Origin of the sequence: Paenibacillus sp. GYB003 (assembly GCF_036577625.1) — a bacterium.
Lineage (GTDB): Bacteria > Bacillota > Bacilli > Paenibacillales > NBRC-103111 > Paenibacillus_AB.
The window spans coordinates 24,324-39,715 of record NZ_JARBDC010000033.1; the positions used below are offsets into that span (position 1 = coordinate 24,324).

13 protein-coding genes are annotated in these 15,392 nt (G+C 61.6%); 12 read left to right on the top strand and 1 reads right to left on the bottom strand.

Annotation, left to right across the window (positions count from 1 at the left end):
* The first annotated feature begins 12 nt into the window (after positions 1 to 12).
* The 7 genes from iolE (at position 13) to PV407_RS11755 (ending at position 7,382) form a co-directional block, all read left to right on the top strand.
* Positions 13 to 924, top strand: a complete 912-nt coding sequence (iolE, locus tag PV407_RS11725; protein WP_332090109.1) for a myo-inosose-2 dehydratase — start codon at positions 13 to 15, stop codon at positions 922 to 924.
* 31 nt (positions 925 to 955) lie between these two features.
* Entirely contained in the window at positions 956 to 1,966 is a 1,011-nt protein-coding gene (iolC, locus tag PV407_RS11730; RefSeq protein ID WP_332090110.1) for a 5-dehydro-2-deoxygluconokinase, read from the top strand.
* Between the two features lie 42 nt (positions 1,967 to 2,008).
* Complete coding sequence (locus PV407_RS11735) at positions 2,009 to 3,454, top strand: CoA-acylating methylmalonate-semialdehyde dehydrogenase (RefSeq protein WP_332090111.1); 1,446 nt, start codon at positions 2,009 to 2,011, stop codon at positions 3,452 to 3,454.
* A 35-nt stretch (positions 3,455 to 3,489) separates the two neighbouring features.
* Positions 3,490 to 4,368 (top strand): class II fructose-1,6-bisphosphate aldolase, encoded by an 879-nt coding sequence (fba, locus tag PV407_RS11740; RefSeq protein ID WP_332090112.1) that lies wholly within the window; start codon positions 3,490 to 3,492, stop codon positions 4,366 to 4,368.
* A complete protein-coding gene (gene iolG, locus PV407_RS11745; protein WP_332090113.1) occupies positions 4,365 to 5,417 on the top strand; it encodes an inositol 2-dehydrogenase in 1,053 nt (350 codons plus the stop codon). Before fba ends, iolG begins: the two co-directional genes overlap by 4 nt.
* Positions 5,418 to 5,449: 32 nt before the next feature.
* Entirely contained in the window at positions 5,450 to 6,265 is an 816-nt protein-coding gene (iolB, locus tag PV407_RS11750) for a 5-deoxy-glucuronate isomerase (RefSeq protein WP_332090114.1), read from the top strand.
* Between the two features lie 88 nt (positions 6,266 to 6,353).
* On the top strand, positions 6,354 to 7,382 hold the full coding sequence (locus PV407_RS11755) for a LacI family DNA-binding transcriptional regulator (RefSeq protein ID WP_332090115.1): 1,029 nt from the start codon (positions 6,354 to 6,356) through the stop codon (positions 7,380 to 7,382).
* Positions 7,383 to 7,640: 258 nt separating this feature from the next.
* Here the strand turns inward: PV407_RS11755 and PV407_RS11760 are convergent, their stop codons facing one another.
* Positions 7,641 to 7,817 (bottom strand): hypothetical protein, encoded by a 177-nt coding sequence (locus tag PV407_RS11760; protein ID WP_332090116.1) that lies wholly within the window; start codon positions 7,815 to 7,817, stop codon positions 7,641 to 7,643.
* A 400-nt stretch (positions 7,818 to 8,217) separates the two neighbouring features.
* Here PV407_RS11760 and PV407_RS11765 point away from each other — a divergent pair, with 400 nt between their 5' ends.
* The 5 genes from PV407_RS11765 to PV407_RS11785 are packed head-to-tail and all read left to right on the top strand — an operon-like array spanning position 8,218 to position 15,301.
* Positions 8,218 to 8,943 carry an ABC transporter ATP-binding protein gene (locus tag PV407_RS11765; protein WP_332090225.1) on the top strand — a complete coding sequence of 242 codons (726 nt, stop codon included), beginning with the start codon at positions 8,218 to 8,220 and terminating at the stop codon, positions 8,941 to 8,943.
* Complete coding sequence (locus tag PV407_RS11770) at positions 8,903 to 9,985, top strand: efflux RND transporter periplasmic adaptor subunit (protein ID WP_332090117.1); 1,083 nt, start codon at positions 8,903 to 8,905, stop codon at positions 9,983 to 9,985. The genes PV407_RS11765 and PV407_RS11770 overlap by 41 nt, the downstream gene beginning before the upstream one ends.
* Positions 9,986 to 9,990: 5 nt before the next feature.
* The gene (locus PV407_RS11775; protein WP_332090118.1) at positions 9,991 to 12,906 is read left to right on the top strand and encodes an ABC transporter permease; all 2,916 of its coding nucleotides are present in this window, start codon (positions 9,991 to 9,993) and stop codon (positions 12,904 to 12,906) included.
* A 3-nt stretch (positions 12,907 to 12,909) separates the two neighbouring features.
* Positions 12,910 to 13,785 carry an ABC transporter ATP-binding protein gene (locus PV407_RS11780; protein ID WP_332090119.1) on the top strand — a complete coding sequence of 292 codons (876 nt, stop codon included), beginning with the start codon at positions 12,910 to 12,912 and terminating at the stop codon, positions 13,783 to 13,785.
* Positions 13,775 to 15,301: an ABC transporter substrate-binding protein gene (locus tag PV407_RS11785; RefSeq protein ID WP_332090120.1), complete on the top strand. Its 1,527-nt coding sequence runs from the start codon at positions 13,775 to 13,777 to the stop codon at positions 15,299 to 15,301. The genes PV407_RS11780 and PV407_RS11785 overlap by 11 nt, the downstream gene beginning before the upstream one ends.
* Positions 15,302 to 15,392: the final 91 nt, after the last annotated feature.

Genomic DNA, 15,392 nt, shown 5'->3' on the forward strand with positions numbered 1-15,392 from the left:
AGGCGCTCGCGCATGGCCGCATGGAATGCGCTGCCGTTCAAAATCGGCATCCATCCGATCAATTGGGTCGGCGAAGACGTGAAGGAGCATGGGGAGCATACGCCGTTCGAGCAAATCGTCGACGACATCCGCTCGCTCGGCTTGACCGGCACGGAGATGGGCCGCAAGTTTCCGACCGACCCGGCCGTCCTGAAGAAGGAGCTGTCGTCGCGCGGCATTCGGCTCGTATCGTGGTGGAAATCGGTGCTGTTTTCCGACCCGTCCCGGCTCGAGGACGAATTGCGGGCGTACCGGAATCACGCCGCTTTTTTGCGGGACATGGGCGGGGAAACGATCAGCACGTGCGAGGTCGGCGGCTCGCTGCACTTCGATCCGCGCCGGACGCCGAACGAGAAGGAAGTGGCGCGGCTGGACGAAGCGGGCTGGCGAAGCCTGGCGGACGGCTTGAACCGGGCGGGCGAGATCGCGCGCGAATACGGGTTGAAGCTGGCGTACCATCATCACGGCGGCACCGTCGTCGAGCGGCCGGAGGAGATCGACCGGCTGATGGAGCTGACCGATCCGTCGCTCGTGCATTTGCTGTACGATACCGGCCATGCGTTATACGGCGGCGCGGACCCGCTCGACCTGCTTCGCCGTCATTACGGGCGGATCGCCTATATTCATTTGAAGGACGTTCGCCGAAGCGTATTGGAGGAAGCGCGCGCGGAAAAAGCCGATTTCGTCGCCTGCATCCGCAAAGGCGTGTTTACGGTGCCCGGCGACGGCTGCATCGACTTCGGCCCGATCGTCGCCGAGCTGCTCGCGAGGAACTACGAGGGCTGGGCGATGCTGGAGGGCGAGCAGGACCCGGCCCTGCATCCCCCGCTCGCTTACGCGGCGAACGCGCTGCGATACATCGAATCGCTCGTTGCGGCAAAGTAAACGATGAATCGGAAAGAAGGTGACTTTCGCGATGACCTATCTATCTTTCCCGTCCGGCAGGGCGTACGATTTTACGGCCATCGGCCGGCTGTGCATCGATCTGAACGCGGTGGAAACGGGCCGTCCGATGGAGGAAACGGTCACGTTCGCCAAATACGTCGGGGGATCGCCAGCCAACATTGCGATCGGCATGTCGCGACTCGGGCTGAAGACGGCTTTCATCGGCAAAATTGCGGACGATCCGATGGGCCGATTCATAGCCGCCTATTTGCGGCAAAACGGCATCGCCGCGGACAATGTCGTGATCGACCGCAGCGGAGCGGTGACGGGGCTGGCGTTTACGGAAATCAAAAGCCCGACCGACTGCAGCATTCTGATGTACCGCGAACGCGCCGCCGACCTGCTGCTGAAGCCCGACGAAGTCCGCGAGGAGCTGATCGCCTCGACGGGAACGCTGCTCGTCTCGGGGACGGCCTTGGCGGCCGGGCCGTCCCGCGAGGCGGTGTTCCAGGCGTTAAACTACGCCCGAAAGCACGGCTGCACGATCGCGTTCGACCTGGATTACCGCCCGTATACGTGGACTTCGCGCGAAGAAACGGCGGTGTATTACAATTTGGCGGCGGAAAAATGCGACATTTTGCTCGGCACCCGCGAGGAGTTCGATCTGATGGAGCGGTTCGAGCCGAATCCGGACCGCGACGACCGGATAACGGCGGCCCGATGGTTCGGGCATTCGGCGAAAATCGTCGTCGTCAAGCACGGCAAGGACGGCTCCGTCGCCTATACGAGAGACGGGGCGGACCACCGGGCGAAAAGCTATCCGGCACGGGTCGTCAAAACGTTCGGCGCCGGCGATTCGTACGCGGCCGGCTTTCTGTACGGCCTCATGAACGGCTGGCCGGTCGGGCGAAGCATGGCGTTCGGCAGCGCGGCCGCGTCCATCGTCGTCTCCAGCCACAGCTGCTCGGACGCGATGCCGACGGCGGAGCAGGTGCACGATTATATCGCGCGGTGCGACCGGGGCGAAATTACGGCTTCGTGAACGGCAGTCGAACAGTCCCAAGAAGGAAAAGGAGGAGAAGCGATGGCCGAAACGTTAACGAACTGGATCGGGGGCGAGCGGGTGACCGCCGCTTCCGGCCGGACGGAGCCGGTGATCGATCCGGCCACGGAACAGCTGCTCGCTTACGTTCCGCTCTCGTCGGCCGAAGACGTGGACCGGGCGGTAAGCGCGGCCAAGGACGCATTCCGGACGTGGAGCCGGACGCCGGTTCCGAGGCGCGCGCGCCTGTTGTTCAAATACCAGCAGCTGCTGGTGGAGCATTGGGAGGAGCTGGCCCGGCTCATCACGACGGAGAACGGCAAAAGCTTGGCCGAAGCGCACGGCGAAGTGCTGCGGGGCATCGAATGCGTCGAATTCGCCGCAGGGGCGCCGACGCTCATGATGGGCAGGCAGCTTCCGGACATCGCGACCAATCTGGAGTCGGGGATGTACCGGTATCCGGTCGGCGTCGTCGGCGGCATTACGCCGTTCAACTTCCCGATGATGGTCCCGTGCTGGATGTTCCCGCTGGCCGTCGCCTGCGGCAATACGTTCGTGCTCAAGCCGTCCGAGCGCACCCCGCTGCTGGCGATGCGACTGGCGGAGCTGTTTCGCGAGGCGGGCTTGCCGGACGGCGTATTGAACGTCGTTCACGGCGCCCATGACGCGGTAAACGGACTGCTGCGGCATCCCGACGTCCGTGCGATCTCGTTCGTCGGCTCGCAGCCCGTGGCGGAATACGTGTACCGGACGGCGACGGAACGGGGCAAACGGGTGCAGGCGCTCGCCGGCGCGAAAAATCATACGATCGTGCTTCCGGACGCCGATCTCGATTCGGCGGTCAAAGAAATCGTCGGCGCTGCGTTCGGGTCGGCCGGCGAGCGATGCATGGCCTGCTCCGTCGTCGTCGCCGTCGGCGGCATCGGCGACGAGCTGGCGGAGCGGCTGCGGGCGGCCGCCGACAAGCTGGCGATCGGCAGCGGGCTGGACGAGGGCGTCTTTCTCGGCCCGGTCATCCGCGCCGCCCACAAGGAGCGCACGCTGTCGTATATCGAAGCCGGCGTCGCCGAAGGCGCGAAGCTGATCCGCGACGGTCGGCGCGATGCCGCCGAGTCGGGCGGCGGCTTCTTCGTCGGGCCGACGATATTCGATCGGGTGCGCCGCGGCATGACCGTTTGGCGGGACGAAATTTTCGCGCCGGTGCTGTCGATCGTCCGCGCGGATACGCTGGAGGAGGCGATCGAGCTGGCGAACGCTTCGGAGTTCGCCAACGGAGCCTGCCTGTTCACGCGCAGCGGCGCCAGCGTGAAGCAGTTCCGCGAAACGATCGACGCCGGCATGCTCGGCGTCAATCTCGGCGTTCCGGCGCCGATGGCGTTTTTCCCGTTTTCGGGGTGGAAGAAGTCGTTCTACGGCGATTTGCACGCGAACGGGGCCGACGGCGTCGAATTTTACACCCGCAAAAAGATGGTTACGGCCCGCTGGTGACGGGAACGACCGCGGCAGGAAGGAGAGGATCGCACGTGGGGCTTGTCTCGATGAAGCGGATGCTGCTTGACGCCGCGGACGGCGGCTATGCCGTCGGGCAGTTCAATTTGACCAATATGGAGTTCGCGCAGTCGATTTTGCAGGCGGCGCAGGAGAAACGTTCGCCGGTCATCCTCGGCGTCAGCGAAGCTTACGTTCCGTATATGGGCGGTTTGCCCTGCATAGCGGGCATGGTCCGGGCGCTGATCGACCATTACGGCGTCACCGTTCCCGTCGCCCTTCATCTCGACCACGGCTCGTCGTTCGACATTTGCTTGCGCGCGCTTCATGCCGGGTTCACGTCGGTCATGATCGACGCTTCCGGCCTTCCGCTGGAGCGCAACATCGAGCTGACGTCGCGCGTCGCGCAGGCGGCGCATGCGCTCGGAGCGACGGTCGAGGCGGAGCTCGGCCGCATCGCGGGCCGCGAGGACGAGCTGGTCGTCGACGAGGCGGAAGTCATGTACGCGGTGCCGGACGAATGCGTCCGGCTCGCGCGCGAAACCGGCATCGATTGCTTGGCGCCCGCGCTCGGCTCCGTACACGGCCCGTACCGCGGCCAGCCGAGGCTCGGTTTCGGGCGGATGGAGGACATTCGCCGGCTGACCGGCCTGCCTTTGGCGCTGCACGGCGGCAGCGGCCTGCCCGACGACGAAATCCGCGAGGCGATCGTGCGTGGCACGCGCAAAATCAATGTCAATACGGACAATCAGGCGGCGTTCACCGCCGCGATCCGGCGCTATTTGAACGAGCACCCCGACGCGTACGATCCGCGCCATTATTTGAGCGAGGCGGCGAAGGCGGTGCAGGCGTGCGTCCGAACGAAAATCGAGCTGTTCGGCTGCGCCGGGAAAGCGGGGGAGCATACGCGATGACTCATTTGACCATCGGCATAATCGGAGCGGGGCGAATCGGCAAAATTCACGCCGACAATTTGCTGCGCCTGCCGGCCGTGCGTGTCGCCGCGGTCAGCGACATCGACGCCGGTCCGGAGCTCAGAAGCTGGGCCGCGGCGAGAGGGATCGGCCGCGTATGCGGAAGCGGCGACGACGTCGTTTCCGATCCGGCGATCGACGCGGTGTTCATCTGCTCGCCGACCGATACGCACGCGCCGCTCATCAAGCTGGCGGCGGCGTCCGGCAAACATATATTTTGCGAGAAGCCGGTCAGCATGAACATCGCCCGGACGTCGGAGGCGGTCGAAGCGGCGAGGCAAGCCGGCGTCCGGCTTCAGGTCGGGTTCAACCGGCGGTTCGACCGCAATTTCATGCGCGTCCGGGACCATGTGCGCGGCGGCACGGTCGGCGAGCCGCATATCGTCAAAATCACGTCCCGCGATCCGGGCCCGCCCCCCGAACGGTACGTGAAGTCGTCCGGCGGGATGTTCATGGACATGCTGATCCACGATTTCGACATGGCGCGCTTCGTCACCGGATGCGAGGTCGAGGAAGTGTTCGCGCAGGGCGGCGTGCTGATCGATCCGATGTTCGCGGCGCACGGGGACGTGGATACCGCCATCGTCACGCTCCGCTTCGCGGGCGGCGCGCTCGGGGTCATCGACGCGAGCCGCCGGGCCGCGTACGGGTACGATCAGCGGCTGGAGGTGTTCGGGTCGAAGGGGAGCGTAACGGTCGGCAACGACTACCCGAACACGGCGGAAGTGAGCACGGCGGCGGGCGTATCGCGCGACAAACCGCTCCACTTTTTTTTGGAACGGTATATGGCCGCGTACGCCGAAGAAGCGCGTCAGTTCGTCGATGGCCTGCTGCGGGGCGATCCGCTTCCCGTCGACGGGGACGACGCGCTGCGGGCGGAGGCGATCGCCTTGGCGGCGGCGCGGTCCGTCCGGCTCGGGCGGCCGGTGAAGGTCGCCGAGGCGGTCGCGGCGGAGACGGCCGGGCAGCAAGGCGGGCGTCAGCCGTAGGAAATGCATTTACGGGAAGGAGCAGGGAACCGATGTCAACATGGATCGTCAAACCGCGGTCCGCGCCGGATCGCGAAGGCGCCGTATTGGCCGTTACGCCGGAATCGGCCGGCTGGACCTACGTCGGCTTCGAGCTCGTTCGGCTTTCGGCCGGGCAATCGATACGCCGCGATACGGGCGGCCGGGAGGCTTGTCTCGTGCTGCTCGGCGGCAAAGCGGACGTAACGACGCGCGCCGCGCGATGGGGCGAGGTGGGCGGACGAATGAGCGTGTTCGAGGGGACGAAGCCGTATTCCGTCTACGTTCCGGCGGACGATTTTTACGAGGTGCGCGCGCTGACGGAGCTGGAATTGGCCGTATGCGCGGCTCCGGGAGACGGGCGACATCCGGCCCGCTTGATCGGCCCCGGACAGGTCGCGGAAGAAGTTCGCGGATCCGGCAGCACCCGGCGCCGCATTCATCACATTTTGCCGGAAACGGAGCCCGCCCGCAGCCTGCTCGTCGTGGAAGTGTTCACGCCCGCCGGCCATTGGTCGAGCTATCCGCCGCACAAGCACGACCGGGACGCGCTTCCCGACGAATCGCTGCTCGAGGAAACGTACTATTTCCGCATCCGGCCCGAACAAGGGTTCGCCCTGCAGCGCATCTACACCGACGATCGCTCGATCGACGAAACGCTGGCCGTCGGGGACGGCGAAGCGGTGCTTGTCCCGAAAGGATACCATCCCGTCGCCGCGCCGCCCGGCTATGACGTCTACTATTTGAACGTAATGGCCGGTCCGGTCCGCACGTGGAGCATTCATACCGATCCCGACCACGCCTGGATCGCCGGCCGGCCGGGGCGTTGAACGCACGTTCCGTCTTGCAACTTGTCCGCCGCATCCGCATAATGGAAAGAAACGGCCCGGCCCGGGCAGCGAAGAAGCGGGGAGTCCGATGAACGTTACCATATACGACGTCGCACGCGAAGCGGGCGTCTCGATCGCCGCCGTCTCTCAGGTCATCAACGGCAAAGGGAAAATCAGCGAACGGCGGCGAAGGGAAATCGTCCGCGTGATGGAACGGCTGAACTACCGGCCGAGCGTCATCGCGACCGCTTTGGCCGGCAAACGGACGTACACGATCGGCCTGCTCGTCCCCGACATCTCGAATCCGTTTTTCGCGGAAATCGCGCGAAGCGTCGAGGAGCAGGGGCACCGTCTCGGCTACAGCCTCGTCATTTGCTGCACCGACAACAAGGAAGACCGGGTCGAGCGGTATTTGTCGCTGTTTCGCAGCAAAAGCGTGGACGGCATCGTCATCGGCACCGGCATCGGCACCGACGACAAGGAGACGATCGCCCCGCTCGCGCACGGCCGGATCCCGATCGTGACGATCGCCCGCGAGCTGCCCGGCTGCGACGGGGGAACGGTCGTCGTCGACGATTTCGCGGGAGGCCGCATGGCCGCCGGCCATTTGACGGCGCTCGGGCACCGCCGCATGGCCGTGCTCGCCGAAAGCCCGAAGCTGAGCAGCAGCCGCGAGCGCATTCGGGGCTTTCGCGAAGGGCTCGGCGAGGCGGGCGTCGAACTGCCGGACGCCGCCGTCGTAACGTGCGGCGGCCAGCCTCCGGTCGCGGAAGGCAAGCGGCGCGCGTCGGAGCTGCTGCGGAGCGGTGACCGGCCGACGGCGATATTTTGCTGCAACGATCTGCTCGCGATCGGCACGCTCCAGGCGGCGAAGGAAGCCGGACTATCCGTGCCTGGCGATGTATCCGTCGTCGGCTTCGACAATACGATATTGGCGTCCGTGACCGATCCGCCTTTGACGACGGTCGCTCAGCCGATCGAGCGGATGGGACAGCTGGCGGTCGATCTCCTGATCCGGCGGCTGGCAAACGAGACGGACGAACCTCCGCGCACGGTGCTGCAGCCCGAGCTGGTCGTCAGGGAGTCGACGGCGGCGCCCGCGCCTTCGCCGATTTGAGCGGCGATACGACGAGGGTCGGCGTCGGGGCGAGGACATTTCGATTCAATCGTTGCGCTTCGGTTCATGCTTCGTTACTTGGATTCGTACCTCGAATTCGGCCGGATCGGCAACGGTTACCGCCCCTTAAGCGATCACGCATGATCAAGTTCGCAAACGAAAAAGCCGCGCAACGCCGCAGGAAACTGGGCGAAGCGCGGCTTTCGGCTTCTTATACGGTCCCGCAATCGCCTGTCGGCAGTGTTGCGCGACCGTTCGTTAATGGCAGTCCGGCACGTCGTTGTACGTGACCGTTCCGCCGTCCAACACGATGAGCGGCTGCGGGACGTACGGCTTCGCTTCCACGACGCTCTTTCGCTCTTTTTGTCCGTAAACGGCAATGACGACCGCCACGACGGCGATGATGGGAATCGTAATCCATTTTCGTTTGGCCATAAAAGCGTCGGGCTCCTTCCTGCTGCTCGATTTCTGCTGTCCTTATTGTACTATATATCTGACCAAAATACTAGGATTTCTTGGGAGGCATGCCGCGCGCGACGACATTCGTCAAAAGTCGGGAGAATATGGGTCTTTCGAACCCAAATGCTTGTTTGAGTCGGTCAAATCTGCAAAATTTTAGAAAACGGTGTAACTTTTTCGCTCGTATCGACGTCTATTCCTTTGGATGAACTGTTTATGAACAGTCGGATAGGAGGGAGAGTCTAACACAATGGGTTGGCTGAAACGTTTCGCCGCACACAAAAAAAGGGGAACAACGCCGACCGAATCGCCGTCGTCCGCCGCGCCCCCTGCCGCTCATCCGGGAACGGAGGCCGCGATGGAGAGCGCCGCCGGCATGGCGCCGGTTATGCAGGCGATCGCCGATCGCGCGGACCCGGAAACCGCCAAGCCGATTTTGACGGTGAGCGGCGTGGAGAGGTCGTTTCAGGTCGGAGGCAGGCAGCTTCACGTACTGAAAGGCATCGACATGGAGCTGAAGCCGAATCGGCTCGTCATGCTGAAAGGACGCTCGGGCTCCGGCAAAACGACGCTGCTCAACATGATCGGCGGATTGGATCAGCCGAGCCGCGGGCAAATTTTTTTCCTGGGTCACCCGTTCCACGAATGGAACGACGACAAACGCACGGAAGTTCGGAGGAAGCAGATCGGCTTCATTTTCCAATCGTTTGCGCTAATGCCGCTACTATCCGCGTGGGAAAACGTCGAGCTGTCGCTTCGGATGGCCGGGGTGCCGCGCTCGGAATGGAAGCCGCGGGTGCAGCATTGTCTCGAGCTCGTCGGCCTCGGCAAACGGATGCATCACCGGCCGTTCGAGCTGTCCGGGGGCGAACAGCAGCGGGTCGCCATCGCCAAGGCGATCGCCCACCGTCCGACGCTGCTGCTGGCCGACGAACCGACCGCCGAGCTCGATTCGCAGATGGGCGCGCAGGTCATGACGGTGTTCCGCGACATTATCCGGACCGAGCAGGTGACCATCTGCATGACGACCCACGACCCTACGATTTTGGAGGTAGCCGATCATGTTTACCAAATGGTTGACGGAAAATTCATCCATACATAAGACGCTGTTGTCGATCGCCCTGACCGTCTCGCTCGCGGCCGCCTCCGGCTGCTCGCTGCTGCCGAAGGAGGACGAAGAGGAGGTGCTTCCTTCGATCGCCCCGCCGAAAATGTCGGAGAAGCCGATCCACGTCGTCAAGACGACGACGCTCGAAACGAAGGTGCGCGCCAGCGGCAGGCTGTTGTCGACGAAGGAAGAGACGCTCTATTTCACGCAGGAGGATACGAAGCGGCTCAAAGACATTTACGTCAAAACCGGCGACTCGGTCAAAGCCGGCCAGCTGATCGCCGAGCTCGACGTCACGACGCTGGAAAACGATTTGCGGCAAAAGAGGCTGCAGCAGCGCAGCGAAGAGCTGCAAATGATCGAACTGCTGCGCAAAAACGACGGCTCCAAGTCGGCCGAAGAGCTGGAACGGGCCAAAATTGCGTTCGAGTTGAAAAAGGAAGAGCTCGCCAAGCTGGAGTCCTCGATCGCCGCGGCGAAGCTGACCGCGCCGTTCGACGGAACGATCGTGTCCGTCGCGGTCAAAAAGGGCGACAACGTGAAAGGCTACGACGACATCGCCATCATCGCCGATTTGAGCCAGCTGACGGTCGCCGCCGACTTGCTGCCGGACGACGTGAAGAAAGTGGCGATCGGCATGGAAGCGGTCGTCGACATCAACTCGGCCGGCCAGCACAAGGGCAAAGTGACGCAGCTACCGCTGCCGAAGCAGGAGCAAGGCCAGCCGGGACCGGGACAAGGCCAGGGCCAGCAAAAAGATACGATCGACAACTATTTGCTCGTGACGCTCGACGCGTTTCCGCCCGGACTGAACAGAGGAACGCCGCTCAGCGTCTCCGTCATCACGCAGCGGAAGGAAAACGCGGTCGTCATTCCGAGCGCGGCTCTTCGCTCCTATGCCGGACGGAACTACGTGCAGGTCGTCGACGACAAAGGCAGCAAACGCGAGGTCGACGTCGAAATCGGCCAGCAAACGTCCACCGAAGTGGAAATCGTTAAAGGGTTGCAGCCGGGGCAAAAAGTGGTGGGGAGATAACGCCTATGCCAATGCTCCGATTTTTGTACCGCAAAATGTGGAACAACCGCTGGATGACGCTCAGCACGCTGCTCGGGCTCATCGTCGCGGTTTCGTTCACGACCAGCATCCCGATGTATTCCGACGGATCGCTCAAGCGGGTCGTCGCGAAAACGCTGCTCGACAATACGGACGGCTTGCCGCCGGGCTCGACCCTCATTCGTTACCAGGCGGTCGGAGCCGACAAAGCCGACCTCGATTCGCTGAAGGACGTCGACGCGTATATCGCCGAAGACATTCCGAAACAGATCGGCTTTCCGGTGTCGACCTACGTGCGGACGTATTCCATCCGCAGCTCGCAGGTGACGCCGGTCGATCCGACAAAGACCGACCCGAGCAAGCGCCGGCAAATGACGATATCGGCATGGAGCGGCCTGCAGGATCATGTCGAGATGGCGAGCGGCAGCCCGTTTTCGAACGAGGTGAAAAACGGCGTCATCGAGGCGATCGTTCTCGAGGAGGCGATGTACCGGGGCGACTTCCGCGTCGGCGACGAATTCAACTACCCGCTGACGGGAGGGCTCGGCATCCCGCCGCTGAAGGTCAAGGTCGTCGGCACGTTCAAGCCGAAGCAGGAAAACGACCCGTATTGGTATCAAGGCTTCGAAGGACTGCTCTCCAGCTTGATCGTCAGCGAGGACGTATTTCAGAAAGAGCTGCTGCAGCAAAAGAAAATTCCGCTGAACTTGGCGAATTGGTATTACGCCTTCGATTTGCGGGAAATCAAGACGAGCCAGCTGTCCGATTTGACGCGCATCCTGGACCGTCTCGACATTACGCTGTACCAGAAGCTGAAAGAAACGAAGGTCGACTACTCGTTCAAAGACATGCTGTCCGAGTTCAAAAAGCAAAGCTTGCAAATGCAAATGATGCTGTTCACGCTGGCGGCGCCGATGCTCGCCATGGTGTTCTATTATATCGTCATGAACGCCCGCCAGTCGCTCGACCGGCAGCGAAGCGACATCGCCGTGCTGCGAAGCAGAGGCGGCAGTACGCGGCAAATCGTTTGGATTTATTTGCTGGAAGGCGTTTTGCTCGGCGGCATTGCGATGCTGATCGGTCCGTTCATCGGCTATTTGATGGCCAAAGGGATCGGCTCGTCGAACGGCTTCCTCGCCTTCGTCGACCGCAAGGCGGTACCCGTCGGCGTGACCGGCGAAGCGCTGCTGTACGGCGCGTCGGCGGTCGTGCTCGCGATTGTCGCGAGCGTCATACCGGCCGTGTCGTTCGCCCGCTCGTCGATCGTCAGCTACAAGCAGCAGCTGGCCCGTTCGGACCGGAAGCCGCTTTGGCAGCGCTGGTTTCTCGACATCGCGCTTGTCGGTCTGGCCGGTTACGGCTATTATGCGTTCCAGAACGTGCAAATATTATCGGAGAGAACGGGGCTGTCGAACGATCAGCTTCAGGTGCATCCGCTGCTGTTTTTCGTGCCGGCGCTGGCCATATTCGCGCTGGGGCTGTTTTTCCTGAGGCTGTTCCCGTGGCTGCTGAAGCTGGCGGGCTGGCTCGGCAAAACGTTTTTGCCCGTGCCGATCTATTTGACGCTGACGCAGCTGTCGCGGTCGTCCAAGGCGTATTATCCGCTCATGCTGCTCCTGATCCTGACGCTCGGACTCGGCGTATATAACTCGTCGGCGGCGCGGACGATCGACTTGAATTCGACGGAACGGACGCTGTACCAATTCGGCGCCGACGTCGTCCTGCAGCCGGTGTGGGAAGCTTATTCAGAGATGACGCCCCCGTCGCAAAACGGCGGAGAGGGCCAGGGACAAGGCCAAGGACAAGGCCAAGGACAGGGCGGCCAAGGCCAAGGGGGCCAAGGCGGTCAAGGCGGAGGCCAAGGCGGCGGTCCAGGCGGCCAAGGCGAGCAAAACTCGAAAATGCTGTACATCGAGCCGCCGTTCGAAATGTACAAAACGCTCGAAGGCGTCGAACACGCGACGCGGGTGCTGCAGACGAAAGGCAACGTGGTCGTGTCGGGCAAATCGCTCGGCCAAGGAACCGTCATGGGCATCGACAACGTCGACTTCAACGAGGTCGGCTGGTTCCGGGACGATCTGTTTCCGGCGAAGCCGTGGCAATATTTGAACTTGCTCGGCGCGTTCGACGGTCAAGGCGTGCTCGTATCGGAATCGTTCGCGAGCAAAAATCAGCTGAAGCCCGGCGACTTGATTTCGATCGCCGTTTCCCAGCAAATGGTCGAATTCGTCATTGTCGGCACCGTACCGTATTGGCCGTCGCTGTATCCGAACCAGTCGCCGTTTTTCATCGCCAATCTCGACTACATATTCGACAGTGCGCCGATTACGCCGTACGACGTATGGATCAAAATGAAGCCCGGCGCCAAGCTGACGCCGATCATCGAATCGATTCAGGCGAAAGGGATCCAGCTCGCCGGCTACAAGGACGTCCGCAACGAGCTGATTACGCAAAGCAAGCATCCGTCCAGAGGCGGCGTGTTCGGCATCTTAAGCCTCGGCTTCCTCGTCTCGGTGCTCATATCGCTCATCGGATACGTGCTGTACTGGTTTTTCAACCTGTCAAGCCGGGTTGTTCAGTTCGGCGTGCTGCGGGCGATGGGGCTGTCGCGCCGGCAGCTAACCGGGATGCTCATGCTGGAGCAGCTGTTTACGGCAGGGCTGTCGATCGCCCTCGGCTTTACGATCGGCAAGCTGACGAGCCTGTTGTTTTTGCCGTTTTTGCAGACGGCGGGCAGCGCCGCGACCCAAGTGCCGCCGTTCCGAGTCGTATTCGAGGCGAAGGACATGTATCAGCTTTACGGCGTCGTCGCCTTCATGATGGTGACGGGAGCGACGCTGCTGCTGCTGCATATCCGCAGGCTGAGAGTGCATCAGGCGGTCAAGCTGGGGGAGGAGCGGTAACCGATGATCGTTTGCGAAGGACTCGTCAAAATTTACAAAACCGACGACATCGAGGTCGTCGCGCTGCAAGGACTCAACATAACGGTGGAAACCGGCGAAATGATGGCGATTATCGGCAACAGCGGAAGCGGTAAATCGACGATGCTGAACATTTTGGGCGGTCTCGACCGCCCGTCGGCCGGGCAAGTGCGCGTCGGCGAATGGGATTTGCTGAAAATTACCGACGATCAGCTTGTCGAATACAAGCGCAAGACGGTCGGATTCATTTGGCAAAACAACGCCCGCAACTTGCTTCCGTACTTGAGCGCTTTGGAAAACGTGGAAATGCCGATGATGCTGAGCGGCAAAATCGACCGCCCGTACGCGAAGCAGCTGCTGGAGTGGGTCGGGCTGAAGGAAAGGCTGCACAACAAGCTGTACCAGCTGTCCGGCGGGGAGCAGCAGCGCGTCGCGATCGCGATATCGCTCGCCAACAGGCCGTCGCTGCTGCTGGCCGACGAGCCGACCGGCTCCGTCGATACGCAGACGTCGGACATGATCATGGACATTTTCCGCAGGCTGAACAAGGAATTGGGCGTTACGATCGTCATCGTCACCCACGATTTGACGCTCGCGAGCAAAGTCGACCGGGTGGTGGCGATTCGCGACGGGATGACGAGCACCGAGTTTATAAAGCGCAACCCGAACCTCGACGCGGGAAAAAGCATGAATGAAGGGCACGAGGAATACGTCGTGCTCGATCGGGCGGGACGCCTGCAAATTCCGAAGCCATTTTTGCAGGCGCTGCAAATTACGAACAAGGCGTCGATGGAATTCGACGGAAAGACGATCACGATCAAGGCGCCGAATCAATTGGGGGGAAATCCGGATGACGAATAATCAGAAGCCGAAATGGCTCCGTACGGTAACCGGCATGACGCTGGTCGCGACATTGACCGTACCGGTGCTGGCCGCATGCAACAAAGGAGCGGCGAACGACGATAAAACGGAGCGGGTGCTGCGCATCGCGACGATGTATTACAGCGGGGACGAAGACGAATATTTCCGCCAGCAATTTACCGAAATATTCGAATTCAGCAATCCGAACATCAAGGTCGAGATCGTGTCGGCGATGAATCCGAATCAATACCGGTACGGCGGCAGACCGGAAGGCGAGAAGCCGGAAGATCCGAACGAAAAAATGAAAGAGCTGATGAAGGGCGACAATCCGCCCGATGTCGTCATGATCAACTACGAACAGCTTCCGGACCTGGTCGCGAACAATATGCTGAAGCAGCTGGACGGCGACATCGCGAAAGACAAATTCGACATATCGGACATCGTGCCCGCCGTTATCGACGGAATCAAGGCGGCCGGCGACGGCAAGCTGTACGCGCTTGCGCCTACGTTTTCGTCGCAGGTGCTGCTTTATAATAAGAAGCCGTTCGACGATGCCGGCATGCAGTATCCGAAGGACGGCATGACGTGGGACGAAATGTTCGATCTCGCGCGCCGCGTGGCCAAAGGAGAAGGCGAAAACCGCGTTTACGGCTTCGGCTTCAACCAATACGCCTCCGGCTCGAAGGAAAGCCTGTTCCATGAGATGGAAGCCTATGTCGCGCCGCTTCAGCTGCGCATGTTCAACGATGCGGCCGATGCGCTTACCGTCGCTTCTCCGGGTTGGGAAAAAGTATGGACGACGATGATACAGCTGAGCAAGGATAAAATATTCCCGGAGCCGATCGATTACAGCAAAATGGACGCGGCAAGACGCGCGGCCATGGAAAGCGGCCAGTACAATCCGTTCCAGAACAATCCGTTTATGAACGGCAAGCTCGCGATGACGATCGGCCATCAGTATACGATCAACGAATTAATCCAGGCGAACAAAAACGCGGCCAACATTAAAGGCTATACGCCGATCGATTGGGATATCGTCACGATGCCGACGCATCCGGAGCAAAACGGACTCGGCGGCAGCGTCTACTTTAACGGCTTGATGGGCATTAACACGAAGGCGCAAAACTCGGCCGACGCCTGGAAGTTCATCAAATTCATCAACGGCGAAGAGTGGGCGAAGCTGAAGTCGAAGAGCGTCAACCAGCTCGTGTCCCGCTCGAAATATATCCAGCCGCGCGACGGCCTGCAGTATAACATCAAGGCGTTTACGACGCTCAAGCCGGTGCCGATCGAAAACGAGATGAGCAAGTTGTCCCGTCAATACCGCAATATTTATCAGATCCGTTCGATGGGGGCGCAATATTTCAAAAAGGCGCTTGAAGGCACGTCGACCGTCAGCGACGCGCTCAAGGAATGGCAAACCGCGGGAGACGCGGCGCTGAAGCAAATGAAAGAAAACCCGGACGCCCCGATCAACATGCCGGGCGGCAAAGGAATGGCCGTCCCGATGTGGTAATGCAGGACTGCGTCCCGAACGACCCGGACCGCCGACGCGCGGTCCGGCTTTGTTTTTTCCGTTTATTAGCCGCGCGGCCGATCCGAATCCG

Excerpts from the sequence above, each read along its gene's own strand:
- iolG (WP_332090113.1), top strand. The coding sequence starts at position 4,365 with ATGACTCATTTGACCATCGGCATAATCGGAGCGGGGCGAATCGGCAAA.
- iolE (WP_332090109.1), top strand. The coding sequence starts at position 13 with ATGGCCGCATGGAATGCGCTGCCGTTCAAAATCGGCATCCATCCGATC.
- PV407_RS11755 (WP_332090115.1), top strand. The coding sequence starts at position 6,354 with ATGAACGTTACCATATACGACGTCGCACGCGAAGCGGGCGTCTCGATC.
- PV407_RS11735 (WP_332090111.1), top strand. The coding sequence starts at position 2,009 with ATGGCCGAAACGTTAACGAACTGGATCGGGGGCGAGCGGGTGACCGCC.
- PV407_RS11775 (WP_332090118.1), top strand. The coding sequence starts at position 9,991 with ATGCCAATGCTCCGATTTTTGTACCGCAAAATGTGGAACAACCGCTGG.
- iolC (WP_332090110.1), top strand. The coding sequence starts at position 956 with ATGACCTATCTATCTTTCCCGTCCGGCAGGGCGTACGATTTTACGGCC.
- PV407_RS11765 (WP_332090225.1), top strand. The coding sequence starts at position 8,218 with ATGGCGCCGGTTATGCAGGCGATCGCCGATCGCGCGGACCCGGAAACC.
- PV407_RS11770 (WP_332090117.1), top strand. The coding sequence starts at position 8,903 with ATGTTTACCAAATGGTTGACGGAAAATTCATCCATACATAAGACGCTG.
- iolB (WP_332090114.1), top strand. The coding sequence starts at position 5,450 with ATGTCAACATGGATCGTCAAACCGCGGTCCGCGCCGGATCGCGAAGGC.
- PV407_RS11785 (WP_332090120.1), top strand. The coding sequence starts at position 13,775 with ATGACGAATAATCAGAAGCCGAAATGGCTCCGTACGGTAACCGGCATG.
- PV407_RS11780 (WP_332090119.1), top strand. The coding sequence starts at position 12,910 with ATGATCGTTTGCGAAGGACTCGTCAAAATTTACAAAACCGACGACATC.
- PV407_RS11760 (WP_332090116.1), bottom strand. The coding sequence starts at position 7,817 with ATGGCCAAACGAAAATGGATTACGATTCCCATCATCGCCGTCGTGGCG.